18 protein-coding genes are annotated in these 22,426 nt (G+C 72.4%); 5 read left to right on the top strand and 13 right to left on the bottom strand.

The window, feature by feature from the left end; genetic code table 11:
* Positions 1-28: 28 nt before the first annotated feature.
* From SROS_RS44710 to SROS_RS44700, 3 genes are all read right to left on the bottom strand, one after another.
* Positions 29-1,363 (bottom strand): sensor histidine kinase, encoded by a 1,335-nt coding sequence (locus SROS_RS44710; protein ID WP_052317169.1) that lies wholly within the window; start codon positions 1,361-1,363, stop codon positions 29-31.
* 125 nt (positions 1,364-1,488) lie between these two features.
* Positions 1,489-4,143 carry a helix-turn-helix transcriptional regulator gene (locus SROS_RS44705; RefSeq protein ID WP_012895605.1) on the bottom strand — a complete coding sequence of 885 codons (2,655 nt, stop codon included), beginning with the start codon at positions 4,141-4,143 and terminating at the stop codon, positions 1,489-1,491.
* A 27-nt stretch (positions 4,144-4,170) separates the two neighbouring features.
* Positions 4,171-5,583 carry an LCP family protein gene (locus tag SROS_RS44700; protein WP_052317168.1) on the bottom strand — a complete coding sequence of 471 codons (1,413 nt, stop codon included), beginning with the start codon at positions 5,581-5,583 and terminating at the stop codon, positions 4,171-4,173.
* A 256-nt stretch (positions 5,584-5,839) separates the two neighbouring features.
* On the opposite strand from SROS_RS44700, the gene SROS_RS44695 reads away from it, so the two are divergent.
* The 3 genes from SROS_RS44695 to SROS_RS44685 all read left to right on the top strand — a co-directional run bounded on the left by SROS_RS44695 (position 5,840) and on the right by SROS_RS44685 (position 8,928).
* Complete coding sequence (locus tag SROS_RS44695; RefSeq protein WP_012895603.1) at positions 5,840-6,352, top strand: GNAT family N-acetyltransferase; 513 nt, start codon at positions 5,840-5,842, stop codon at positions 6,350-6,352.
* A 163-nt stretch (positions 6,353-6,515) separates the two neighbouring features.
* The gene (locus tag SROS_RS44690; RefSeq protein WP_012895602.1) at positions 6,516-7,085 is read left to right on the top strand and encodes an NADPH-dependent FMN reductase; all 570 of its coding nucleotides are present in this window, start codon (positions 6,516-6,518) and stop codon (positions 7,083-7,085) included.
* An 82-nt stretch (positions 7,086-7,167) separates the two neighbouring features.
* A complete protein-coding gene (locus tag SROS_RS44685; RefSeq protein WP_012895601.1) occupies positions 7,168-8,928 on the top strand; it encodes an ABC transporter ATP-binding protein in 1,761 nt (586 codons plus the stop codon).
* 83 nt (positions 8,929-9,011) lie between these two features.
* Here SROS_RS44685 and SROS_RS44680 read toward each other — a convergent pair whose 3' ends face one another.
* The 7 genes from SROS_RS44680 to SROS_RS51575 are packed head-to-tail and all read right to left on the bottom strand — an operon-like array spanning position 9,012 to position 17,762.
* Positions 9,012-10,154, bottom strand: coding sequence for a glycoside hydrolase family 16 protein (locus SROS_RS44680; RefSeq protein ID WP_012895600.1), 1,143 nt, complete (start codon positions 10,152-10,154; stop codon positions 9,012-9,014).
* A complete protein-coding gene (locus tag SROS_RS50575) occupies positions 10,151-11,455 on the bottom strand; it encodes a hypothetical protein (protein WP_148269420.1) in 1,305 nt (434 codons plus the stop codon). The genes SROS_RS44680 and SROS_RS50575 overlap by 4 nt, the downstream gene beginning before the upstream one ends.
* 15 nt (positions 11,456-11,470) lie before the next feature.
* Positions 11,471-12,229 carry a hypothetical protein gene (locus SROS_RS44670; protein WP_012895597.1) on the bottom strand — a complete coding sequence of 253 codons (759 nt, stop codon included), beginning with the start codon at positions 12,227-12,229 and terminating at the stop codon, positions 11,471-11,473.
* A complete protein-coding gene (locus SROS_RS44665; RefSeq protein WP_012895596.1) occupies positions 12,229-13,221 on the bottom strand; it encodes a MinD/ParA family ATP-binding protein in 993 nt (330 codons plus the stop codon). Before SROS_RS44665 ends, SROS_RS44670 begins: the two co-directional genes overlap by 1 nt.
* A 49-nt stretch (positions 13,222-13,270) precedes the next feature.
* Positions 13,271-15,226, bottom strand: a complete 1,956-nt coding sequence (locus SROS_RS44660; RefSeq protein ID WP_012895595.1) for a hypothetical protein — start codon at positions 15,224-15,226, stop codon at positions 13,271-13,273.
* Positions 15,223-16,893, bottom strand: coding sequence for a hypothetical protein (locus SROS_RS44655; RefSeq protein ID WP_012895594.1), 1,671 nt, complete (start codon positions 16,891-16,893; stop codon positions 15,223-15,225). The genes SROS_RS44660 and SROS_RS44655 overlap by 4 nt, the downstream gene beginning before the upstream one ends.
* 26 nt (positions 16,894-16,919) lie before the next feature.
* Positions 16,920-17,762, bottom strand: coding sequence for a DUF8094 domain-containing protein (locus tag SROS_RS51575; protein WP_012895593.1), 843 nt, complete (start codon positions 17,760-17,762; stop codon positions 16,920-16,922).
* Between SROS_RS51575 and SROS_RS51570 the strand changes: the two genes are divergently transcribed.
* Positions 17,752-18,276 carry a hypothetical protein gene (locus SROS_RS51570; RefSeq protein ID WP_043654262.1) on the top strand — a complete coding sequence of 175 codons (525 nt, stop codon included), beginning with the start codon at positions 17,752-17,754 and terminating at the stop codon, positions 18,274-18,276. The two genes, SROS_RS51575 and SROS_RS51570, sit on opposite strands and share 11 nt — an antisense overlap.
* Positions 18,277-18,935: 659 nt before the next feature.
* Positions 18,936-19,190: a hypothetical protein gene (locus SROS_RS44640; protein ID WP_148269419.1), complete on the top strand. Its 255-nt coding sequence runs from the start codon at positions 18,936-18,938 to the stop codon at positions 19,188-19,190.
* A 34-nt stretch (positions 19,191-19,224) separates the two neighbouring features.
* On the opposite strand, the gene SROS_RS44635 is transcribed toward SROS_RS44640, so the two are convergent.
* From SROS_RS44635 to SROS_RS44625, 3 genes are all read right to left on the bottom strand, one after another.
* Entirely contained in the window at positions 19,225-20,784 is a 1,560-nt protein-coding gene (locus SROS_RS44635; protein WP_043654259.1) for an MFS transporter, read from the bottom strand.
* 136 nt (positions 20,785-20,920) lie between these two features.
* Complete coding sequence (locus SROS_RS46790; RefSeq protein ID WP_012895589.1) at positions 20,921-21,727, bottom strand: DUF2267 domain-containing protein; 807 nt, start codon at positions 21,725-21,727, stop codon at positions 20,921-20,923.
* A 407-nt stretch (positions 21,728-22,134) separates the two neighbouring features.
* Entirely contained in the window at positions 22,135-22,407 is a 273-nt protein-coding gene (locus SROS_RS44625; protein ID WP_012895588.1) for a GlsB/YeaQ/YmgE family stress response membrane protein, read from the bottom strand.
* Positions 22,408-22,426 lie beyond the last annotated feature (19 nt).

Raw genomic sequence — 22,426 nt, 5'->3', positions numbered from 1 at the left:
GCCGCGCGCACCGGAACGGCGTGGGAGCTCAGATGGGGCCGCCGGTGGACAGCGGCAGCCTGAGGACCAGCCGGGCGCCGCGGCCGTCGGTGTTGTCGGCCGCGTACAGCCTGCCCCGGTGCGCCGCCGCGATGTCCCTGGCGATGGGCAGCCCCAGCCCCGTCCCCCCGGCGTCGCGGCCGCGGGCGGAGTCCAGGCGGGTGAACCTCTCGAAGACCCGCTCGCGCTGGTCCGGAGGGATGCCGAGCCCGTCGTCGGTGACCTCCAGTACGGCCTCGTCCCCTTCGCTGCCGACGTAGACCTCGACCTCGTCGGCCGCGTGCCGGTCGGCGTTGGCCAGCAGGTTGGTCAGCAGTCGGCTGAGTTGGAGCCTGTTGCCCTGGACCACCACGTCGGGCTTGAGCCGCATGAGGATCTTGTGCCCGGACGGCCGCCGCTTCACCTCGGTGGTGACGAGGTCGGCGAGGTTGATCCACTCGAGTGAGTCCTGCACCCCGGCGTCGAGGCGGGCGAGCATGAGCAGGTCGTCCACGATGGCCTGGAGCCTCTCGGCGTCGGCCAGCGCGGACCGCATCGTCTGCTGCGGATCGTCGCCCTCGGGGTCGGCGAGCGCCAGTTCGAGCTTGGTGCGCAGGCCGGTCAGCGGGGTGCGCAGTTCGTGGGAGGCGTCGGAGGCGAAGCGGCGCTGGCTCTCCAGGGACTGCTCCAGCCGGTCGAGGGTCGCGTTGACGGTCTGGGTGAGCTCTGTCATCTCGTCCGCCCCGTCGGGCACGGTCATCCGGCGGCTGAGATTCGAGGTGCCGGTGATCTCGGCCATCTCCGCGCGGATCCGCTTCACCGGTTCCAGGGTCCGGCCGACGACCCGCCAGGTGCCCCAGCCGAGTATCGTGAGCAGCGCGAGGCTGAAGACGGCCAGTGCCATCTCCAGGATGTGGCCGCCGAGCAGCGGGGGCTGTGGCTCCGCCGCGTAGACCATGACGTTGCCGTAGGGGGATCGGCTGTTCTGGAAACCCACGACGATGAAGCACGCCCGCCCGCCCTCGGGGGATGTCGTACAGGATGTCCCGTCCACCCGGCTGTCGCCGCCGACGGGCCACAGATCGCTGATCGCAGGCTGTCCCTTCGCCTCCGGGCTGGCGGCGACGACGCGGCCTTCGGGGGTGACGACCTGGAGGAAACCGACCCCTCTCGTCGGGAGCGTGCCGGTCGGCGGCATCTTGCTGATGACCTCGTACGTCTGCCGGGCCGCCACGGCCACGGTGCGGGTGGTCTCGTTCAGCACCTTGGCGCGCACACCCAGTGACGTCGCGCACGCCCCGATCCCCAGGACCACCGCGAAGATCATGAGTGCGGTGAACGTCACTCGTCCCCGGATTGAGCGCAGCCATAGCGATGAAGCCACATTTCCCCCTATAAATCCCCCTTCACACACTTATAGGTGGAGGGTATTCATTGGGAAGCAAAGGAGGTCTATGCTCTTATGTCCGTTTAGTCGGACAGGGGGAGTGTGCCGAGCTCGCCGCGGGAGGCGACGCCGAGCTTGGGATAGGCCTTGTAGAGGTGGTGGCCGACCGTGCGCGGGCTCAGGAAGAGCTGGGCCGCGATGTCCCGGTTCGACAGGCCCTGCGCCGCCAGCCGTACGATCTGCAGTTCCTGCGGCGTGAGCCGGGCCAGCAGTCCGGGCGCGGGGGCGGCGGGCGCGGCGGACCCGGTGGCGCTCAGCTCCGCACGTGCCCTCTCCGCCCACGGCGTGGCCTCCAGGCGCTCGAAGGCCTCCAGCGCGGTGCGCAGATGGGCGCGCGCGTCGGCCTTCCTCCGGGTACGGCGGAGCCACTCGCCGTAGAGCAGCTCGGTCCTGGCCCGTTCGAACGGCCTGCCGTCGATCTTCAAAGCCGCGGCGAAATGCTCCTCCGAGTCTTCGAGCAGGGCCCGGCAGCGCAGCACCAGGGCCTCGGCCCACGGCTGCCGCGTGTACTCCGCCCACTCCCGGTAGCGTGCGAAGGCCCCGGCCGCCCGCTCCGGGACGCCGAGCCGTACGGCCGCCTCCACCAGATCGGGCACGCACCGCGTCTCGGACACGTGGTGCCCGCCGGCCATGGGTTCGAGCCGGGAGAGCGCGGCCTCGACCCGGCCGTGGCCGAGGTCGAGCACGCCCAGCGACCAGACCGTCCACCGGGTCCCCGCCGCACCGTCCGCGAGGGCCTCGTCCACCAGCCGGCGGCAGCGCCCGTCGTCGCCCTCGATCGCGGCGAGGTGGGCCAGCAGGCTGTTCGTCTGGCTGACCCACTGCCGCTGCCCGGTGTCGCGCGCGATGCGCAGGCTCTCGGTGGCGGCGGTCAGCGCGTCCCGGTGCCGTCCCTGGAAGAGCTCGGTCTCGGCGAGGAAGAAGAGCAGCGTCGGCAGCGCCCCGATGTCGCCCAGCGACCGGGCCTCGGCGATCAGCGACGCGGCGGTCTCGCGGACCTCTCCGTCCTGCCCGGCCGCCAGCCCGAACCCGCAGACCTGGACCAGGTCGCGCGGGCCGTCCGCCCCCGCCCGCCGGGCCTCGGCGACCACCTCCGCCAGCGACGGCGGGGCCTCCCGCCGGGACAGGACCGCCGTGACGAATCCGATGACCGGCGCGAGCGGGTCGTCGCCGGGGAGACCCAGGGCGTCGAGCCTGGCCGCCGTGCGGTCGAGCTCGGGCGCGCCGATGTACCAGGCGGCGTGCAGCGCCTGCATCAGCATCCGTGCCGCACCGGCGCCGTCGACCATCGCGGCGCCGTCGAGCAGCGCCTCGTGCGCGGTGTGCAGCGACCCGCGCAGGAAGTCGGCGGTCGCCCGCACGTGCGTGAGCCGTGCCCGGAGCGCCGGCTCCCCGGCCGCGCCGTCCTCCTCCCCGGTCAGCGCGGCGAGCCGGCGGCCGCCCTTCTCGGCGAGCGCCCCGGCCCGGTCCAGCTCGCCGGCCCAGGCAGCCGTCTCCGCGGCCAGCGTCAGCCGCCGTGCCTGGGATCCGGGCCGCGTGCTGAGCCGGGCCGCCCGCTCGTAGGCGCTGGCCGCGGCGGCGTAACCGCTGCGGCCGCTCGCCCGCGCGGCGGTCCGCTCCAGCTCGGCGGCCACCTCCTCGTCCGGGCCGGTCGCGGCCATGGCCAGGTGCCAGGCGCGCCGGTCGGCGTCGTCGGGGCCGTCGAGCACGGCGGCCAGCGCCTTGTGCACGGCCAGGCGCAGGCTGGGCGGGATCCCCTGGTAGACGGCGGCCCGGACCAGGGGGTGCCGGAACGTCATGGTCCCCTCGCCGACCCTGACCAGGTCGGCGCTCTCCGCCGGATGGAGGTCCTCAAGGAAGTCGCCGAACCCGGCCGCGGCCCGCAGCACGACGCCCAGGTCGCCGGTGTCCTCGGCCGCGGCCACCGCCAGCAGGCCCTGTGTCGCCTCGGGCAGCCGCCTGACCTGTCCCAGGAAGGCGTCCTGCACCCGGCTGGTGAGCGGCAGCGCCGTACCGTCGGCGGGCGCCGCGGCGGGCAGCTCGATCAGCGCGAGCGGGTTGCCCCGCGCCTCGGCCAGCACGCGGTAGCGCACGATCGGGCTGACACCGGTGCCCAGCAACGCCGAGGCGGCCGAGGCGTCGAGGCCTCTCACCGGCAGCTCCGCCATCCCCGGCGCGGTGAAGGGCTCCCGCGCGGCGAGGATCAGCGCGACCCCCTCGGCGTCCAGCCGCCGCGCGGCGAACAGCAGCGCGTCGGTCGAGGCCCGGTCCAGCCACTGCGCGTCGTCCACCAGCACCAGCAGCGGGCCGTCCTCGGCCAGCTCCGACAGCAGGGAGAGCACGGCCAGGCCGACCAGCAACCGGTCCCCGGACTCCACGGAGGCCAGCCCGAAGGCGGCCCGCAGGGCCCGCTCCTGCTGCTCGGGCAGCGCCCCGGCCCGGTCGAACACCGGCCGCAGCAGCAGGTGCAGCCCGGCGAACGGCAGCTCGGCCTCCGACTCCACCCCGGTGCCGCGGATCACCCGCAGGTCCCCGGCGGCGGCGGCCGCATAGTCCAGCAGAGCGGTCTTGCCGATCCCCGGCTCGCCCCGGACGAGCAGGGCGCCGCTCCGGCCCGCACGGGAGTCCGCCAGCAGCCGGTCGATGACGGCCTGCTCGGCGGCTCTTCCATGCAACATGCCTCGAACCCTACTCAAAGGGGATGATCAGGCGCCTGCGCAGGAGTCGTGGGTGGCGTCGAAGCCGTTGAGGTCGGCGGCGTCGTCCTGACGGGGCGGCTTGAGGCCCTTCCAGTCGTCGCCGATGGTCAGGACGAGCCGCGCCGTGGTCGCCCGGGGGACGGGCCTGCCGCTGGAGGCGAGCAGGTCACGGGTGAGGGTCGGCGCCCCGGCCGCGCCGTTGGGCGAGTAGGCGATGGTGGTCTTCGGGTACGGCTTGCGCGGCGCGTCGCCGATCTTGGCGATGTGGTAGCCCCGTTCCTCAAGCCTGACGGCCACCAGGGAGGCCAGGCCCGAACGGGTGGTCCCGTTGCGCACCTCGACCTGGATCTTCGACCGGGGCACCCTGGACTGGCCGCCCTTGACCCCGGAACCGGTGACCGCCCTGTCCTGGGCGACGATCTGGAACAGCTTCCTGCTCTGCGGCCCGACCCACTCCACCCGGCCGGGATAGGTGACCGAGTAGCGCCAGGGGGTGGTGATGAAGTGGATCTGCCCGGCGGCCAGGCCCTGGGCGCTGGTCGCCAGGTCCTTCATGACGAGGGGGGTGAGCCCGGGGTCGGTCGTGACCGACTTGGTGGCCGCGTCGAGGAAGCCGAACAGCTTCCCGGGGTCGGTGAGCGTCTCGCCGCTCATCACCTTCTTGACCATGGACGCGATGAACATCTGCTGCCGCTGGATGCGCCCGATGTCGGAGCCGTCGCCCAGGCTGTAGCGGGCCCGGACGTAGCCCAGGGCCTGCTCGCCCTTGAGCGTCTGCCGGCCCGCGGGGAGGGTCAGCAGGGCCTTCTTGTCGTGGACCGGTTCGGGCAGGCAGACCTCGACGCCGCCGACCGCGTCGACCATGCCCTTGAACCCGGTGAAGTCGACCTTCACGAAGTGGTCGATGTGGATGCCGGTGAGCGACTCGACGGTCTTCCAGGTGCAGGTGATCCCGCCGGAGTTGAACGACTCGTTGATCATGCCCAGGTGCGGCCGCTGGCCGGGGAGCCCCTGCCTGGCCCGGCACTCGGGGAGCTGGACCATCGAGTCCCGGGGGAAGCTGACGACCATCGCGTTGTCCCGCTTCGGCGAGATGTGCGCCAGCATGATCGTGTCGGTCCGCTCGCCGGGGAACCTGCCGTACTTGGCGTTCTTGCCGCTGCGCTGGTCCGATCCGACGACCAGGACGTTCAGCGCCTTGGTGGCGACCTTGGCCGGACGGGGGCCCAGATCCTCCGGCGTGACGTCGACGTGCTTGACGTTGCCGGTCAGCTTGACGTAGACCCCGCCCACCGTCGCCGCCACCGCGACCACGACGACGGTGACCGCGGCCACCAGCCACCACAGCCACCTGCGGCGGCGCCGGGCGGGACGCTGCTCCACGGGCTTGGAGGGTGCGTCGGTCAACCCGCTGCTCACGTGACTCCCGAGGGGATGGGCCAGGGCGTGCACCCATGGCTGAGGAGCCGGATTCCGGCCGTCGCCGAGTGTACTAATCCCCCGTAAAGGGCGGATAAGAACCCGTGGCACGCTCCTGCTCATCGGAGCGTGCCGGAGAGGGACGGCCGGCGCGCTCCTGCTCACCGGGCCGTCCCGGGAAGGGGCGGCCGGTGCGGACCTCGCCGCCGGGCCACCGCGCGCCTGTCCGTTTCCCGGCCCCTGTTACGATCCGCCGATGATTATCCGCGATGGCAGTCTCGATGATGTTCCGGCGGTTCTGGGGATGTTCGACAGCGCGGTGGCCTGGCTGACCGCGCGGGGCCGCACCGGTCAGTGGGGCAGCGAGCCGTTCTCCGCCATTCCCGCCCGCGTCGAGCGGGCGACCTCCTGGGCGGCCTCCGGTGGGATGCGCATCGCCGAGATCGACGGCGAGCCCGCCGGATGCCTGGTCCTCGGGCCCGCGATGGAGTACGTCACCCCGGCCCCCGAGCCGGAGCTGTACGTCCGGGTGCTGGTCATCGACCAGCGGTTCCACGGCCGCGGCGTCGGCTCCGTGCTCCTGGAACGCGCCCGCGCCGAGGCGGTGGAGCTGGGGGTCTCGCTGCTCAGGGTCGACTGCTACGCCGGCGACGACGGCCGGCTGGTGGAGTACTACGAGAGCCAGGGCTTCACCAGGACCGAGACCTTCAAGGTCGAGGAGTGGCCCGGCCAGATCCTGGAGATGCGCCTGCCCGCCGGGACCGCCTGACCTCGGACGGGCCGCGCCGGGACCACTTGACCTCAAGTGCACTGGAGGTTGCACGGTGGTCATCGTGGGCCGTCGATCCGATCGGTCCGCCGGAGGGTGATCGGTCGCGGATCGGTCCGTCGTGGATCGGCCCGCCGGGGACCGATCCGTCAGGGAGGCCGTCGTGCTCGACGTCGCAGTGATCATCGCAAGCACCCGGGAGGGCGGTTTCGGGACGACGGTGGGGCAGTGGTTCCTGGAGCAGACCGCGCGACGGGCCGACCTGAACGTGGACGTGATCGCCCTGGGCCGGACGGCGCTGCCGCCGCTCCAGCCCGCGCGCTCCGGTGACACCGGGGACGAGGCCCGCGCGCTCGCCGCGAGGGTCGGCGCCGCCGACGGCTTCGTCGTGATCACTCCGGAGTACAACCACGGCTACCCCGCCGCGCTGAAGCTGGCCATCGACTCGGTCCGGCACGAATGGGCGGCCAAGCCGGTCGGTTTCGTCTCGTACGGCGGGCGCTCCGGCGGCCTGCGGGCGGTGGAACAGCTCCGCCTGGTCTTCGCCGAGCTGCACGTGGTCTCCCTGCGCGACACCGTGAGCTTCCACCAGACGGACGCTCACTTCGACGCGGCGGGCCGGCCGGTCGAGCCGGACGGCGTCAACGGCGCGGCCAAGGTCATGCTCGACCAGCTCACCTGGTGGGCGACCACCCTGCGGGAGGGACGGGCGGCCCGGCCGTACGTCCGCTGAGCGTCTTGTGTGGGGGCCGTCACACGGATGAAATCGCGAAAGGAGAAGATTAGATAGTTATTTATCGCGATTTGGGGGATCTGTGGTCGGCGCTCTCGATCATCGCTACCGGGGCGAGCACCCCATCCGTACACTCGCCTACCTCTTCCGGGAAGACCGCCTCAAGCTGCTCGTCGCGGTCTTCGCCTTCCTGGTCAAGCACAGTCCCACCTGGCTGCTGCCGCTGATCACCGCCAACGTCGTCGACATCGTGGTCGGCCACCGCCCGATCACCGAGCTGTGGATCAACACGGCCGTGCTGCTCGTCCTGCTCCTCCTCAACTACCCCTTCCACCTGCTCTACGTCCGCTGCCTGCACGGCGCCATCCGGCGGATGGGCATGGGCCTGCGCTCCGCGCTCTGCCGGCGGATGCAGCAGCTCTCCATCGGCTACCACTCCCGGGTCAGCGCCGCCGTACTCCAGACCAAGGTCATCCGGGATGTCGAGAGCGTGGAGCAGACCACCCAGCAGGCCGGCGACATGGGCCTGTCGGCCCTCACCATGCTGGCCGGCGGCCTGGTGGTGATCGCCCTGCGGGTGCCCGCCGCGATCCCGGTCTTCCTGGTGGTCGTGCCCGCCGCCGCGTTCCTGGTGATGCGGATGCGGACCCGGCTGAGGGAGGACAACGAGAGCTTCCGCCGGGAGGTCGAGAAGCTCTCCACCCGCGTCAGCGAGATGACCACCCTCATCCCGATCACCCGCGCGCACGGCCTGGAACAGGACGCGCTGCACCGCGTCGACGGCACCCTGACCAGGGTGCTGCGCAAGGGGCTCCGGCTCGACCTGCTCAACGGCAGCTTCGGCGCGCTCGCCTGGATCCTGCTCAACGCGCTCGGCGTCGCCTTCCTGGCCGGCTCCGCGCTCGTCGCCTACTACCAGGTCATCCCCATCACCGCCGGTGACGTGGTCATGCTGACCAGCTTCTTCGCCACCCTCACCTCCGCGGTCACCTCCCTGCTCAGCCTGACCCCGGTGATCAGCAGGGGACTGGCGTCGGTGCGGTCGATCGGCGAGGTGCTCCAGGCCCCCGACCTGGAGCACAACGGCGGCAAGGACGAGGTCGTGTCCGTCCGCGGCGAGGTGGAGTTCCGCGACGTCGAGTTCGCCTACGGCGAGCACGGTGCGGACGGCGACGCCCCCGCGGTCACCGGCTTCAGCCTCACGGCGGTTCCCGGCGAGACGATCGCCCTGGTCGGCCCCTCGGGCGCGGGCAAGTCGACCGTGCTCAACCTCGTCATCGGCTTCCTGCGGCCCACCTCAGGCCGGATCCTGCTCGACGGCCGCGACATGGAGACCCTGGACATGCGCACCTACCGGAGATTCCTGTCGGTCGTGCCACAGGAGTCCATCCTGTTCGAGGGCACCATCAGGGAGAACGTCACCTACGGCATGGCCGACGTCCCCGAGGACCGGGTACGGCAGGCGCTCCGGGACGCCAACGCGCTGGAGTTCATCGACCGGCTGCCCGACGGGCTCGACACGGTCGTGGGAGAGCGGGGAGCCCGCCTCTCCGGCGGGCAGAAGCAGCGCCTGGCCATCGCCCGCGCCCTGATCCGCGACCCGCGCGTGCTGATCCTGGACGAGGCGACCTCCGCCCTGGACAACCGGTCGGAGGCGCTCATCCAGGAGGCGCTGGCCCGCCTGGTCGCCGGGCGCACGGTCCTCGTCGTCGCCCACCGGCTGTCGACCATCCGCGGCGCCGACCGGATCGTGGTCATGCGCGACGGCGGGATCGAGGAAGTGGGCACCCACGAGGAACTGATGCGGATGCGCGGCGTCTACGCCGGGCTGCAGAGCGCCTAGGAAGGCCCGTCAGGGCGCGGGACCGGGATCCCGTGCCCTCCCCGGACTGCCGGGACCGGCCCTCCCTGGACTGCCGGGACCGCTCACCCCGCGCCGCCTGCCGCGCCGCCGGAGTCCAGCGGATAGATGCGGAGCCAGTCGACCTCCATCCAGGCCTCTCCCGGGCTGCCGTGACCGGGGAACCAGTCCAGCTGCAGGCAGGCCGACATCGGACTCCGGGTGGACCTGGACGAACGGAACCACTCCCGGCCGTCGAGATAGCCGACGACCCCGCCGGGGCCGTTCTCCACGGCGTAGGTGTGCCAGGTGGTCATGTCGACCTCGGAGTAGGACTGCTCCTCTCCTTGAGGGGTCTCCAGGTAGAAGTTCGCCCGCCACTTGCCGGGACGGTCCATGACCCCCAGGAAGTCGATCTCCTCGCGGGTGGCGCTGTGCACACCCCCGCCGCCGCCGTCCGGCCACAGCAGGGCGATGGGGTGGTAGGAGTCCGCCCCCTCGTACATGCGGACGCGGGTCTCCCAGCGCCCGTACACCTGGCTGTGCCTGCTGCCCAGCCCGGCCGTGGTGCCGTCGGCGCGGCCGTACAGGTAGAGCGATCCGTTGCCGATGAAGAGCTGGTCGGGGGAGCGGCGGCCCTGGTTGTCGTGCCCGGCCGAGTCGTAGATCACCCAGTCGGCCGGATCGGGCTGGTCGTCGAACTCCGCACACCAGGCCGGCGTTCCCCAGCCGTGGACGTCGGCGGCACTGGCTCCGCCGGTCGAGTCGGCCGAGCCGGTGGGGGCGGTCGAATCGGTGGAGCCGGTCGGAGCGGTTTCATCGGTCGAAACGGACGGATCGGTGTCGTCGGCGAGGTCAGCCGGGTCAGCGAGGTCGGCGAGGTCGGCCGGGCCCGCTGGGTCGGCGAGGTCCGCGAGGTCGGCCGGGTCAGCGAGGTCTGCGGGGTCGGCGGGGCCCGCAAGGTCGGCGAGCTCAGCCGGTTCGGCCGAGTCGGCCGAGTCGGCCGAACCGGCCGGATCGGCCGGATCGGCCAGCCTGGCCGGGGCGCCCAGGTCGGTCGAGTCGGCCGAGGAGGAGCAGGCCGCTGTCGCCGTGGTGCCGGACGTCACCTCGCCCCGGACGGCCACGGTGCCGGAGACCACCTCGCCCTGGGCGGCGCCCAGGGTGCTCACCGTCAGCATGACGATCATGCTCAACACCGCCAGGCGCACATGCGACCGGGAGATCATGACTGTTGCTCCCAGGATTTCGCACAGAGGGTCGAGGGACTGAAACTCCAGCAGCCCGCGCGGACCGGCGCCGGAGCCCACCAGGCGGACGCGTCCGGCGCGAGGGCCGGGCGGGTGGGCGGAGGCGCGAAGGCCCACAGGGGCGCGACCGGCCTGGCCGCCGTCGGAACGGCGGCGGACGGCTCCAGGGTACGGCTGCGCCACGGCGCGAGGCTCCAGCACAAGGGGTCCTGGGGCCCGCAGAAGTCGGCGGCGGAGACGCGCGCCAGCGGCGGCACCGGAAGGACGATCCGGGCCGGCGGGGACGAGGACGGCAACGCCTCAAGCGGCTGGAGCGTCTCGGGCACCTCCGTCGGCTGCTCGGCGGGGGTGTCCGGAACGAGGGTCGTGCTCGGGCTAGCCGTGGGCCGTACCGTCTCCGCCGGCGTCGCAGGGTCCGGGGGAGCGGGCTCCTGCGCCGGGGAGGTGGTACGGGGCGCCGAGGTGGCCGTGGTGCCGGTGGTCGGGCTCGGTGCCGGTTTGGCGTTCTCCTTCGGTGGCGCCGGCTTGGACGTGGGGCGCGGGGTGGCCGGCCGGGAGGTCGCGTGTTCCTTGCCGGTGGTCGGCTTCGCGGCGGGCCGGGTAGCCTCCTCCCGCGGGCCGGGGCCCGGCGTGCCCGTATGCGAGGACGTGGGCTCGGCGCCGGCGGTGCTGCTCTGCGTCGGGGTGGGGCCGGGTTCGGCGGCGGGTCCGTCGCTCTTGGCCGGGTCCGGCGGGTCGCTCTTGGCCGGAGCCGCTGTCTCGACGGGGCCGGGAGATTTCGCTCGGGACGCCTTCGGGGCGGACTTCTTCGAGCGGGACGAGGTGCTCTCGCTCGGGGAGCGCCTGTGGGCCTGCGGCTTCGAGGTGCGTTCGGGGGCGTGATCCCGTTGCTTGCCGGAGGAGCGGGGCGCGGGACTCTCCTCCGCTTCCGGTTCGGGATCCTTCTCGTCTCCCTGTTCCGGCTCGGACTCGGGCTCCTCCTCGCCCTCCTGCGGAGGCCGGTCCGCGTCGTCCGGCGGAGCCTCTCCGGGCCCGTCAGGCTCGGTGCCGGGCGGGTTCCCCGTACGTTCGGACGGGCGCTCGGACCCCGACGGCGGCGGCTCCCCGGCCGCGACGGGAGGGTCGACCACCGGTGCCGTCGTCGGTGCGGCGTCGGAGACCCGGTGGTCCGCCATGGCGGACCACGGCTGGGCGACGATCGCGCCGGTCGTCGCCGACACCCCTGCCAGGAGGAGGCCGGAGACCAGGGTGACGCGCCGGGACGGGCTGCGTGGGGGCATGACGGTCTCCTCGATCTACGGGGTGGGCTCGGGGCCGGAGAGGGGCTTCCAGCCCGCGGCGGTGAACTCGGCGGTGCCGGGCAGGGCCACCTCGGGCAGCGCGGCCGGGACGGGATCGGGGATGTTGACCCAGTCACCGCGGCCCCCGCCGCGCATGCCGGAGTGCCACGCCATGAGCAGGCTCATGGCGTACGGGCTGGAGTAGGTCGGATCGGTGTCCTGCACGCCTTTGGTCGCGGTCACCTGGACCAGGACGGAGACCTGGACCCGATCCTCGGCGCGGGCCCGCCACTGGACCCCGATCGTCCTGGTCCGCATGGCGGCTCCGTCGGGAAGTTTTCCGGCCCTGGGGAGGCCGAAGGTCTCGCGCCAGCCGGCGACCGCCGCCCGCGCGCCGGCCCGGGCAGCCTCCTGCTGCTCCGGCGGGGCGTACAGGACCGCCGCCTCCTCGGCCTGCTCGGCGTCCAGCGTCCACGCCGCCTCCAGCGTGGCGGCGGCCGCCGATACCGCTCCCAGCTCGTTGTGGGGGAACCCGACGGGATAGCCGGCCTCCCCCTTGTAGTCGGAGGGCGGGGCGAGCGTGACCGTGCCTGCGGTGAGGTCCGTGGTCCGGACGGTCGAGGTGATGGGGTCGGGCCGCAGGAGATGCCATCCGCCGATCGCCAGGAGGATCGCCCCCACGATGGAGACGACCACGATGAGCATCCGCCGGGAGTTGTGGTGCGGGGGGCCCAGATCCCAGTCGAGCACGGGATCCTCGGCGGCAGGGCCCATCAGTTGCTCCGGTCGGGACGCAGGCCGAACGCCTGACCGGCGGCGGCCGCCAGGCGCAGGTACGCGCCCCGGGTGGTGGGCCGCAGACGGACCAGGTCCACCTCCGCGCCCTCCTTGAGGTGCGGGTCGTAGGGGACGCGGATCACGGCGCGGCAGCGGGCGCCGAAATGGCGCTCCAGCAGCGCGACGTCCACGTCCGACTTGGGTTCCACGGCGTTCAGCACGACGATGGCGTTCCTGACCAGGTCCGCGTACCCATGGGCGGTGAGCCAGTCCAACGTCGCGGCGGCCGAGCTCGCCCCGTCCACCGCCACCAGGCTGACCAGCACGATCTGGTCGGCCAGTTCCAGCGTCGCCCCCATGGCCCCGTGGAGCAGCCCGGTCCCGCAGTCGGTGATGCAGATCGAGTAGTAGCGCTCGATGAGCCCGGCGACCGTGCGGTAGTCCTCCGCGTTGAACGCCTCGCTCACGGCCGGGTCGGTGTCGGAGGCGAGGACCTCCAGCCGTGCGGGCGACTGGGAGGTGAAGGCGCGCGCGTCGGCGTAGCGGACGATGTGGGGGGCTTCGGCGAGCAGGGTGCGGATGGTCGCGGCCGTCTCGGACTTGACCTTGATGCCGAGGGTCCCCCGGTCGGGGTTGGCGTCGATCGCGATGACCCGGTCTCCTCGCAGGGAGGCCAGGGTGTTGCCCAGGGCGACGGTCGTCGTGGTCTTCCCGACCCCGCCCTTGAGGCTCATGACCGCGATCCGGTGGTGGCCGCTCGCCACGGGGGTCTGGGCCAGGGCCATCAGCGTGCGGCGCTCCACCTCCGAGGCCGACTCGGACGGGATCACCCGCCCGCCGGAGAGCTGCCAGACGAGGCGCCGCCACCCGCCGGAGGGCTCGGGCCGCCGGTTGATGAGCAGGTGTTCGGCGGTGAGCGGGACCGTCTCCTGGAACTGCTCCGCCGGGCCGGACGACGAGCTCTGGATATGGGGGGACGTGTCCGTCATGGCCAAGGTCCTTTCGGAGAACTTTCACAGAGCAGGTAGGACGGGGCTGTCAGCAGGTGCTCCAGCGCACCGTCGTGGTGATCGAGTCGTCGGGTCCGTGGACGGTCAGGGGGGCGGTGACAGAGGACGGGACGCCGCACCAGTGGCGGATCCGATGGGCGCGCAGGACGATCACATCGGTGCGCCCCTGCTTCAGCGTGCCGCTGGACGGGGTCACCGACAGCCCTGGTGCCGTTATCCGCCAGTCCAGGGAGGCTCCTGAGACGGTGAGGATCAGGCTGCCCTGGCCGAACTCGTCCAGCGTGATCACGGGGGGGATCCGCAGCCGTCCGGCGAGCTCGCCCTGGGCGACCTGGGGGGCGTCACCGGTCGCGGTGGCCTGGCTGGCGGAGGACTGCAGGGAACCGGCCGGTCTCTCGACGCCGATGGCGGGCCCCAGGAGGTTCATTCCCGTCAGGGTGCCCGCCGCGCCCGCGACCACGATGATGACGATTTTTATGGTCGTGCTCCGGACCCGTTCCCCGGCCCACGCGAGCGCCTCCATGAACCGGACCCCGGGGCCGAACCGCACCCCTTCCGGCCCGTCGGCCGGTTCGGCGCGGGCCTGGATCACGGGCGCCCGCGCGTCACGGGCCCTGCGGGCGGCGTTCTTGCCGGTGACCGCGGGGATGGCGGGGTTGGTGGCGGTCCCGTCGTCGGCGGCGAGGACCTCACGCGCCCACGCCTGGGAGAGCAGCGCGTCATAAAGAGGGGTGTCCTGCCCGGACACGGGCGGAGCGGACAGCGGGCCGGCCGGGCGAGCGGGCGGGGAGGGGGAGGCGGCGCGGTCCGGCAGCACGGGACGGTACGGGAGCGTGGAGCGGTCCGACCGTTCCGTGCGGTCCGGACGGTCCGGACGGTCCGGACCGTCCGCGTGGTCCGAACGGTCCGGGCGGGCCGGGCGGCCCGGATGTTTCGAACGGTCCGGATGGTCCGTCCGGTCGGGCCGGGTTGAACGGTCCGCGCGTTCCGGGCGGTCAGGGCGGTCCGCGTGGTCGGAGCGGGCGAGGCGGCGCGTTGTGGAACGGTCCGGGCGGACGGGGAGATACGGGAGGGTCGAGCGGTCCGGTCGCGCCGGCCGTCCGGTCCGTATCGCCCGGCCGGGCTGGGTCTCCTCCTGCGAGGTCGGACGCGGGCCGGGATCCGGTACTCCGGCGGGCGCGGTGCCGCTTCCAGGGAGGGGCGGCTCCGCGGCGGGCGGGAGCGAGTCCAGGAGCCGCTTCCGCACCTCGGCGGTGAGAGGCGCGATCCGCGGATGGGAGATCATCTGCGGGACCGTGTAGCGGATGTTGATCGGCCGCGTGCACACGGAGCACGTGATCATGTGGGACAGCAGGTCTGTGCGGGCGCTGTCGAACTCGGCGGGGGGAAGCGTCCGCTGTTCCCCCGCCTCGCCGGTCTCGTCGGCCTCGCCGGGTCCGCTGAGGCCGCCGGGGAACAGGGCGTCGACCAGCGGGGAGAGGTCCGGGCAGGTGTGCCGGCCGTGTTCGATGGCGTCCAGCCCGCTCACGAGCGTCTCGATCAGGTCCTGGGTGCGCGTCGCGAGCCGGCCGACCTCGTCCACCGGCATCGCCAGCATGTGGGAGAGATCCAGGGGGGCCAGCTCGTGGCGGTACATCAGCCTGAGCGTCTCGGTGCCCAGCGGGTCGACGATCGTCCAGACGCGTTCGATCAGCCGGGCGTCCGGCATGCCCGGCCCGGCTTCCGGGACGTACTGCTCCCGGTAGCCGGGGGCGGCGCGGCAGTCGCGCCGCAGTACGGCCAGCAACTGCCCCCGGGGCGTGATGCCCTTGGCCGCCGGCTGGGCCAGGCAGGCCGCCAGCGCGGAGGCGACCGCCGCCGACACCCGGTCAGGGGTGAGGTGGTAGGCGGCGTAGTCCATCAGGTGCGCGCCGTGCTCGCCCACCCAGGTCGTCCCCTGGCCGGGACCGAGCACGGCACGCCCAGCTCCGGGGGAGCTGCTCATTGGTCGTTGTATCCGAACGGGTCCGGCTGGACCTGGCCGGTGCCAGGCTGGACCTGGCCGGTGTCGGGCCGGACCTGGCGGGTGTCAGGCCGGATCTGCTGGGTGTCCGGCTGGACCTGGCCGGTTCCGGGCTGGACCTGGCGGGTGTCCGGCTGGACCTGGCGGGTGTCAGGCCGGATCTGGCGGGTGTCGGGCTGGACCTGGCCGGTGTCCGGCTCGACCTGGCTGGTGCCGGCCGGCGCGGGCGGCAGGGTGGAGGGATCCGTCACCACGAGCTCCAGGTTCCGCTCGGGCAGGCCGGTGAACTTGGTCCAGTTGCTGACCTCCCCGGGCGCCGGCTCCGCGTAGAGCCAGCGGATGAAGGCGGGCCACTGGCACGAGTCGCGGGGGATGGCCGGGCTGCCGCTCTGGGGCGCATCCAGCTTCTGAAGCTCGGCGGCCGAGTAGTTCCGGCACGGGGGAGTGCCCGGCGGGGCGATGTTGAGGTCCCATACGCCGTTCTCATCCGTGTAGCGCATGTTCCTGTCCAGTCCCAGGGCCTCCTGGGCCCGCCGCAGCAGCTCCGGGTCCTGGAAGATCGGCAGGGAGTCGCCGTTCTCGGTGATCTCCCCGTTCGGAGCGGACGGCTGGGCGGTTGGCAGCACGGTTGCGTCGGGAGTCTGGGACGGGTTCTGGTCCGGCGAGGGAAGCTGCGTGTCCGGGGCCGGAGTGGGGAGCTGCGTGTCCGGGGAGGGCGTGACGGGGCTTGAGGGCTGGGCCGGCGGGAGGGTGCCCGAAGGGGTGGGGTTCCCCGGACGGTGGGGGTTCCGCTTCCTGTGGGTGTGCGAAGGTCTCGGGGTCGCCGTCGGCCGGCTCGGCTCCGCGGTGCCCGGAGGCGTGGTGGTCGCGGTGGGCTTGGCCGTGTTCGGAGGGGGCGTGGGCTGGACGGCGCTGGGGGACGCCTCCGGCCGGGGGGTCCCCGAAGGCGGTGCGGACTTGGGAGTCGGCTCCTTCGGAGCGGTGTTGACGTCACGTTTCTTCTCGGCCTGCGCCGCGGGCTTCTCGACCAGGCTGCCGCTCTCCGAGATGTCGCCGGCGATCTTCTTCGTCTGCGTCGGGGAGGGCGCGGAGCGGACCGGTCTCGCCGGAGGTGGTTGCGCCGCCGTACGTGGGGGGGCCGGATCGGGCTGCGCCGCCGTGCGGCGGGTGGCCGGGGCGGGTTGCGCCGCCGTCGAGCGGCGGGGTTCCGGGGCCGAGGAGGCCTTCTTGGGCGGTGCCGACCCCGTGCTCCTGGGATTTCCCGGCCGCTGCAGGGGGGCGGCGGCGCCGGCCAGGACCGCGGGAAGGGCGACGCACCCCGCCGCGCCGCCGCCGACCGCGTGCCCGTCGGCGGTGGCGGTCAGGCAGAGCCGGGGGTCCTTGGACTCCTTCTTCGCGATCGTGCTGCCCTCGTCGGCGCCGGAGAGAGGGACGCCTTGATCCCTGTCGGCCGCTCCTCGGGACTTCCACGCCCGCTCGCCGTCGGCCAGGTGATAGGTGCCCGCCGCCAGGCGCAGCACCTGCCCCTCGTCGGGATGGGAACGGGAGGCGATGACGGTTCCCAGCCCGGCGCCGGCCCCGAACACGCCGATTGCGATGCTTACAGTGATCACCGTCGCGCGTGAGGCCTTACGTGAGGGTGTCATCATGGATGTTCCTCTTCTTCCAGGGGGTGTCAGTCGCCGTGGCTCTCCAGGACATCGCTCCACTCACCCAGCACGCGGACGGGCTCAGTGGAACCGGCGGGGGGGACATGGGCTACGTACATGCGTCCGTAGGTCGCGCTCACCGAGCGGGTGAAGGACCTGTTCTCGGTGCGGACGGCGGCCGAACCCTTCAGGGTGACCTTCGCACCCACGCGCTGAGCCTTGCGCGCGTCGGTCGAGCGGGCGGCATACCAGATCAGTGCGCCCCCGTCACTGGTCCTCAGCGCGCGCACCGGGCCCTCCGGCAGATAGGAGAGCCTGAGGGTCCAGCCGGCCTCCTCCAGCTGGGCGCGCTCCTGCTGCCAGAACGTCACGGTGTCGCTCGTCCACGGTCCGTCGGCGAACGCCGGGTCCAGCTCGGCGTTCTCCATGCTCGCCAGGTGGGCACGGGCGATCTGGCGCGGGGTCGCGAGCAGTCCGGGGGCGTTCTCGGGCAGGCTCGTGGCGTAGCCGTCGGAGTCGGTTTCGATCTTGGGGAACCGGGCGGGAGTGGCGCGCGTGTCGGCCGCGGAGGCCACCAGCCGCCATCCGGCGGGGGTGGAGCTCATCACGTCGGTGATCCGGGCGACTCCCGGATCGTAGGAGACCGCCACGAACCAGTCGGGGCTGCCCTCGACATGGCGGGGGACCCACACCTTCGGGTTGGGCCATATCCCTGACGCCACCGACGTGCCCTCCAGCCGGGCGGTCTTGAAGCTCGCCCGTGTCATCTCCAGTGCCAGCCCGTGCTCCAGTTTCCCCATCGCGCCGTGGTTCAGCGCGGCCTGAGCCGCCGACAGGCCTCGCTGGTAGCGGCCGTGGATGCGGTACACCTGCTGGACGGAGAGCTGGGACGCGCGGGCTCTGGCCGAGGGGCCGACCGTGGGAGGGGCCGTGGGAGGGACCGTGACCCTCGCCCCTTCCGTGGAGGCCTCCTTCGCCTGGGAGGACGGTCCGGCCGTGCTCCCGCCGTCCGGCGCCGAGGGGGCCGGCGTGGCCCTGACTTCCGGGGCCGGCGCCGAGGGGGCGGGTGTGCTCCTGCCCACGGGGGCCGGGAGGGAGGGGGCCGGTGTGCTCCTGCCCTCCGGCGGGGAGGGGGCGGGTGTGCTCCTGCCCGCCGGGGCCGGGGCGGAGGGCGTCGGCGTCGACGGCGGGGGGACAATCGTCCCCCAGCCGGTGTCGGAGGGCTGGGGGGTGGGATTCGCGACCAGGGCCTGGGGTTCGGTGTGGTCTCTCGTGGCGAGCCAGAGCCCGACTCCGGCGAAGATCGATAAAATCGCCCCGGACAGAATGAGCTTCCGCCAATCGAATGCGGCGAGTCGCTCGGGGTGCCAGTCTGGCGACTGATCCGATTCGCGCTCGGGGGAAGCGCCACCGCGGCCAGAGGGCCCAGCCTGCCTATCTGGGAAATCTGATGCACGCCATGACATAGGTCCAAATATTAGACTGACCGTGATCTATTGGGAAGGTAAAGGGGCTGAGTAATTGGCACTTATGGCTATTGGTTTATAAATAATACATAAGCCATGATAGGGTCTGTCCGAAATCGGTCCCGCGCCGACCTGTGGTTGTGGTGCTAACAGGCTATATCTGGACTTCTCCAGAGATTTCCATGCATCCTGTGCTCTCGATCGGTCTTCCGTCTTTCCTGTTGATCTGTTATTTCCCCGGAGCGGGGTTGATGTTCGCCTCATGTTGAGTTTCCGGTTCCCCGGCCGGGTGTCAAGAGGGCGGATCGCGCCGGCGGAATCGTTTTCGTGGAGCGGATTGCCGCAGGCGCTTGCCGAAGTCCGATATGAATGGCCTTCATGTATTCCTTCCCCTCGGTAGCGCGCCTGGGGCGGGGAATAGGGACACCGTCTTTCTGGGCAGCACGTGTGCTCGAACCCGGGTTTCGGACACCCCGCTCGCCTGTCGCGGCACACGGGGACCGGATGGGAGCGGAGTAGTCTGGAAGACGGCGCCGAGCCACTGCGCGGCGCACACTCCGCCCGAACGGCAGATCGATGGCGAACAGCGAGCCCACGTGCGAGCTCCACCTCCGAATGGCCGGACAGGCCCACGACCTGATGCTGCGCCTGCACGGCGACCCACCCACCGAGGACGATCTGGCGGGATGGATGCAGAAGGGGTCGGTGGTCCGGCTTGAGGTCTCCGAGCAGGGCAGTCACCAGACGGCGCACGGCATGCTGGTGAACTTCAGCGGTGTCGTCTTCGCCTGGCTCGTCCCCTTCAGGTCCGGTAGAGGGGTGAGTTTCTAGGACCGGGGAATCGGCCGGCGGGTGCCCGGGGCGGCTATCGGGCCGCGACGGGCCCGTCCTGGGCTCTGCCCTGGTCGTCCAGGTCCACCTCGGCGATCACCTTGGGGACGCCGCGCAGGGTGGGCAGCGCGGCCACCGCGAGGAGGGCCAGCAGGACCGCGCCGGTCATCACGGTCATCTGCATGCTGTCGACGAACGTCTGCCGGGCGGTCTCGGTGACCGTCCCCGCCAGCCGCGCGGGCAGGGCGGCGGCGGTCTCCAGTGCTCCGCCGAGCGACTCCCTGATCTGGTCCGCCGCATCGGCGGGCACCTCGGCCGGGAGCCGCAGGTTGTTGCGGTAGGCGCCGTTCAGCACGCTCCCGAGTACGGCGATGCCCAGCGCTCCGCCCATCTCCTGGGCGGTCTCCGCGATCGCGGACGCCGCGCCCGCGCGCTCCCTCGGGACCGAGGCGAGGATGGTGTCGTTGGTGACGGCGAAGGTGAATCCGGTCCCCATGGAGGTGATGATCATCGCGGTCATCATGTACGCGTAGCCCGTGTCCATGTCCACCTGGCCGTACATGACGAATCCGGCGGCGCTCAGCCCCAGCCCGAAGGCGACGACCCGTGCCCGGCCGAGGGCGGTGACCAGCGGGGACGCCAGTGCCCCGCCCACCGCCGCGCCCAGCCCGCCGGGCAGGCCGGCGAGTCCCGACACGAGAGGCGACCAGCCCAGGACGAGCTGGAAGTACTGGGCGAAGGCGAGCGACGCGGCGAGCATCGAGAAGATGCACACGACGTTGGCCCCGACCGCCCCGGAGAAGGCCCGGTGGCCGAAGAGCCGGACGTCGATGAGGGGCTCCGCCAGCCGGGTCTGCCGCCGGGTGAACAGGACGAGCGAGACGAGGCCGGCGACGGCCGCCACCCAGACGCCGGCCCCGGCGACGCCGTCGTGGGCCGCCGTCTTGAGGGCGTAGATGACGGCGATGACGCCGACGACGGAGAGCGGCACGCTCACCAGGTCGAGCCGCCCCGGCCGGGGGTTGCGCGACTCGGGCAGCACGACGGATCCGACGACGACGATCAGCACGGCGACCGGCACGTTGACGAGGAAGACGGAGCCCCACCAGAAGGAGTTGAGAAGCGCCCCGCCGACCACGGGACCGAGGGCGAAGCCCAGCGCGGAGACGCTGCTCCAGATGCCGACCGCGGTGGTCCGCTCCCCGGGGTCGGTGAAGGCGTTTCTGATCATCGACAGGGTCGACGGCATGATGGTGGCGCCGGCGACGCCGAGCAGCGCCCGTGCCACGATGAGCCACTCCGGCGTCGGCGCGTAGGCCGTCAGGGCGGAGACGGCCCCGAAGGCCGTCATGCCGATGAGCAGCAGCCGTCTCCGCCCGATCCGGTCGCCGACGTTGCCCATGGTGACCAGGAGCCCGGCCAGCGCGAAGCCGTACACGTCGACGATCCACAGGAACTGGGGGGCCGAGGGACGCATCTCCTCGACCAGTTTGGGTGCGGCCTGGTGCAGCACCGTCAGGTCGATGGCGAGCAGCAGCATGGCGAGGCAGGCGATCACCAGCGTGCCCCACTTGCGGGGTGAGGGAACAGTCATGCACGGAGCTTCGACGACCGTGTTGACGGGGCGCTGACCGAACGCTGACGGTGCGGCGGGTCCGGCCCGGTCCGGTCCGGGCTGTGGGTGCGCGGGGGCGGCGGCCATGACATGCCGCCGCCCGGCGCGGGCGGTCCTACCCCTGTCTCAGCAGCGGCCGGTACTCGCCGGGGAGCTGGGCGATCGTGTCGTGGTACTCCTTCTCCCCGATGGCTTCGCGCAGCACCGCGAACACGGCTCGCACGTCCCTGGTCGCGTCCCCCCGGGTGACCCCGGCGCGGCCGGCGACATCGTGCAGGAAGACGTCGGGCGACAGCGGCACCGCCCCGCCGCGGCTGCGGGCCCCGCCCCGTCGCAGGGCGGGACGGAACCGCAGGGGCAGCAGCGGCACCAGGTCGGCGGCCCGGCCCGCGGACAGCCGCAGGCCGAGCATGTCCAGCACCGCCTCCGTGGCGCGGTGCGCGTGGTCGCGATCGGTCGCGGCGAGCTCCGCGACGCGGTCGAGGAACTCGTCGCAGGAGAGGTTGCCCGCGAACGGCGGCTCGTCCTCGGCCGGCGGGGGTGCCGCCGCCGTCGCGGTGTCCATGAGCGGATAGAAGTCCTTGTGCAGCTCGGAGCGGAGGTCCTCGAACTCGTCGGGGCCCACCGCCCTCCACAGCGCGGCGAGCACGCCGCGCGCCTGCTCCGCGGCGGTCCCGGCGTCGACCCCGGTGTGCTCGGCGACGCGCCGGACGAACTCGTCGACGTGGAACCTCTCGGGAGGGCCGTCGGGTTCGAGGCACGGGCGCAGCGGCTCCGGCAGGCGTTCGCCGAGATCCCTGGCCTCGCCGGGAGTCACGCGCCGTGCGAGCAGCCGGAGGGTCAGGCAGGCGACGCTCTCCGCCTCCTCGCCCGAGATGTCGGCGACCTGCTCGACGATCGTGATGAACTCCTGGTAATCCATGGTGTCCTGCCTCGGCCGCGGGGCGGCTGTCAGAGAGGGCGGCCGACGGTGGCGGCCGGTTTCACTGAATCCGGGGGCCGCAGGGGCCTGCGCCCGTACCGGCGTGGGCGGCGGGCCACCGCAGGGACCACGGCGACGGGATCGTCCACCGGCGCGCACGACCATCCTTCATGCCGAGGTCGTGCGGCACTCCATCCAGTTAACTCCCCCGTCTGAGGCGGGGGCAAGTGCGCCGGAACCGCCGCTGACCTGCCATCCTGTCCCGGCGCCGGGCTCCGGAGGTGCCCGGTCAGCCGCCCGGTACGGCGGAGGCCCCGGCCCGGTCGCGAATCGCTTCCGGTCCGGGGCCGCCAGATGCCGCCGATCGATCTGTCGCCCCCACGGTCACCCGCGGTGCGGCGGATCCTCTATCGGACGTGGCGCCTGCCGTACAGGCTCACGGTCAGGATCACGCCGACCGCCGCGAGACCGATCTGGATGAGCAGCTCGATCCAGTCGATGCCGCTGGTCGCGGCCACGCCCAGGGCGCCCGCGATGGCGGTGCCGATGAGTGCGGCGACGATGCCGATCACGATGGTCAGCCAGATCGGAATGTTCTGCTTGCCCGGGACCACCAGACGGCCCAGGGCCCCGATGATGACTCCGATGACGATGGCGGTGATGATGCCGGTAACCGTCATGTTCACGCTCCCTGTAGGT

The organism is Streptosporangium roseum DSM 43021 (genome assembly GCF_000024865.1).
In the GTDB taxonomy this organism is placed as follows: Bacteria; Actinomycetota; Actinomycetes; order Streptosporangiales; family Streptosporangiaceae; genus Streptosporangium; species Streptosporangium roseum.
This window is presented reverse-complemented; position numbering and strand designations above follow the sequence as displayed.

What these genes read in the sequence shown, in the direction of transcription:
- SROS_RS50575 (WP_148269420.1), bottom strand. Translation starts at nt 11,455, where the DNA reads ATGCCCCCACGCAGCCCGTCCCGGCGCGTCACCCTGGTCTCCGGCCTC.
- SROS_RS44705 (WP_012895605.1), bottom strand. Translation starts at nt 4,143, where the DNA reads ATGTTGCATGGAAGAGCCGCCGAGCAGGCCGTCATCGACCGGCTGCTG.
- SROS_RS46790 (WP_012895589.1), bottom strand. Translation starts at nt 21,727, where the DNA reads ATGGATTACCAGGAGTTCATCACGATCGTCGAGCAGGTCGCCGACATC.
- SROS_RS44665 (WP_012895596.1), bottom strand. Translation starts at nt 13,221, where the DNA reads ATGACGGACACGTCCCCCCATATCCAGAGCTCGTCGTCCGGCCCGGCG.
- SROS_RS44660 (WP_012895595.1), bottom strand. Translation starts at nt 15,226, where the DNA reads ATGAGCAGCTCCCCCGGAGCTGGGCGTGCCGTGCTCGGTCCCGGCCAG.
- SROS_RS44655 (WP_012895594.1), bottom strand. Translation starts at nt 16,893, where the DNA reads ATGATGACACCCTCACGTAAGGCCTCACGCGCGACGGTGATCACTGTA.
- SROS_RS44635 (WP_043654259.1), bottom strand. Translation starts at nt 20,784, where the DNA reads ATGACTGTTCCCTCACCCCGCAAGTGGGGCACGCTGGTGATCGCCTGC.
- SROS_RS44625 (WP_012895588.1), bottom strand. Translation starts at nt 22,407, where the DNA reads ATGACGGTTACCGGCATCATCACCGCCATCGTCATCGGAGTCATCATC.
- SROS_RS44695 (WP_012895603.1), top strand. Translation starts at nt 5,840, where the DNA reads ATGATTATCCGCGATGGCAGTCTCGATGATGTTCCGGCGGTTCTGGGG.
- SROS_RS44670 (WP_012895597.1), bottom strand. Translation starts at nt 12,229, where the DNA reads ATGGGCCCTGCCGCCGAGGATCCCGTGCTCGACTGGGATCTGGGCCCC.
- SROS_RS51570 (WP_043654262.1), top strand. Translation starts at nt 17,752, where the DNA reads ATGCGGTACACCTGCTGGACGGAGAGCTGGGACGCGCGGGCTCTGGCC.
- SROS_RS44680 (WP_012895600.1), bottom strand. Translation starts at nt 10,154, where the DNA reads ATGATCTCCCGGTCGCATGTGCGCCTGGCGGTGTTGAGCATGATCGTC.
- SROS_RS44640 (WP_148269419.1), top strand. Translation starts at nt 18,936, where the DNA reads ATGGCGAACAGCGAGCCCACGTGCGAGCTCCACCTCCGAATGGCCGGA.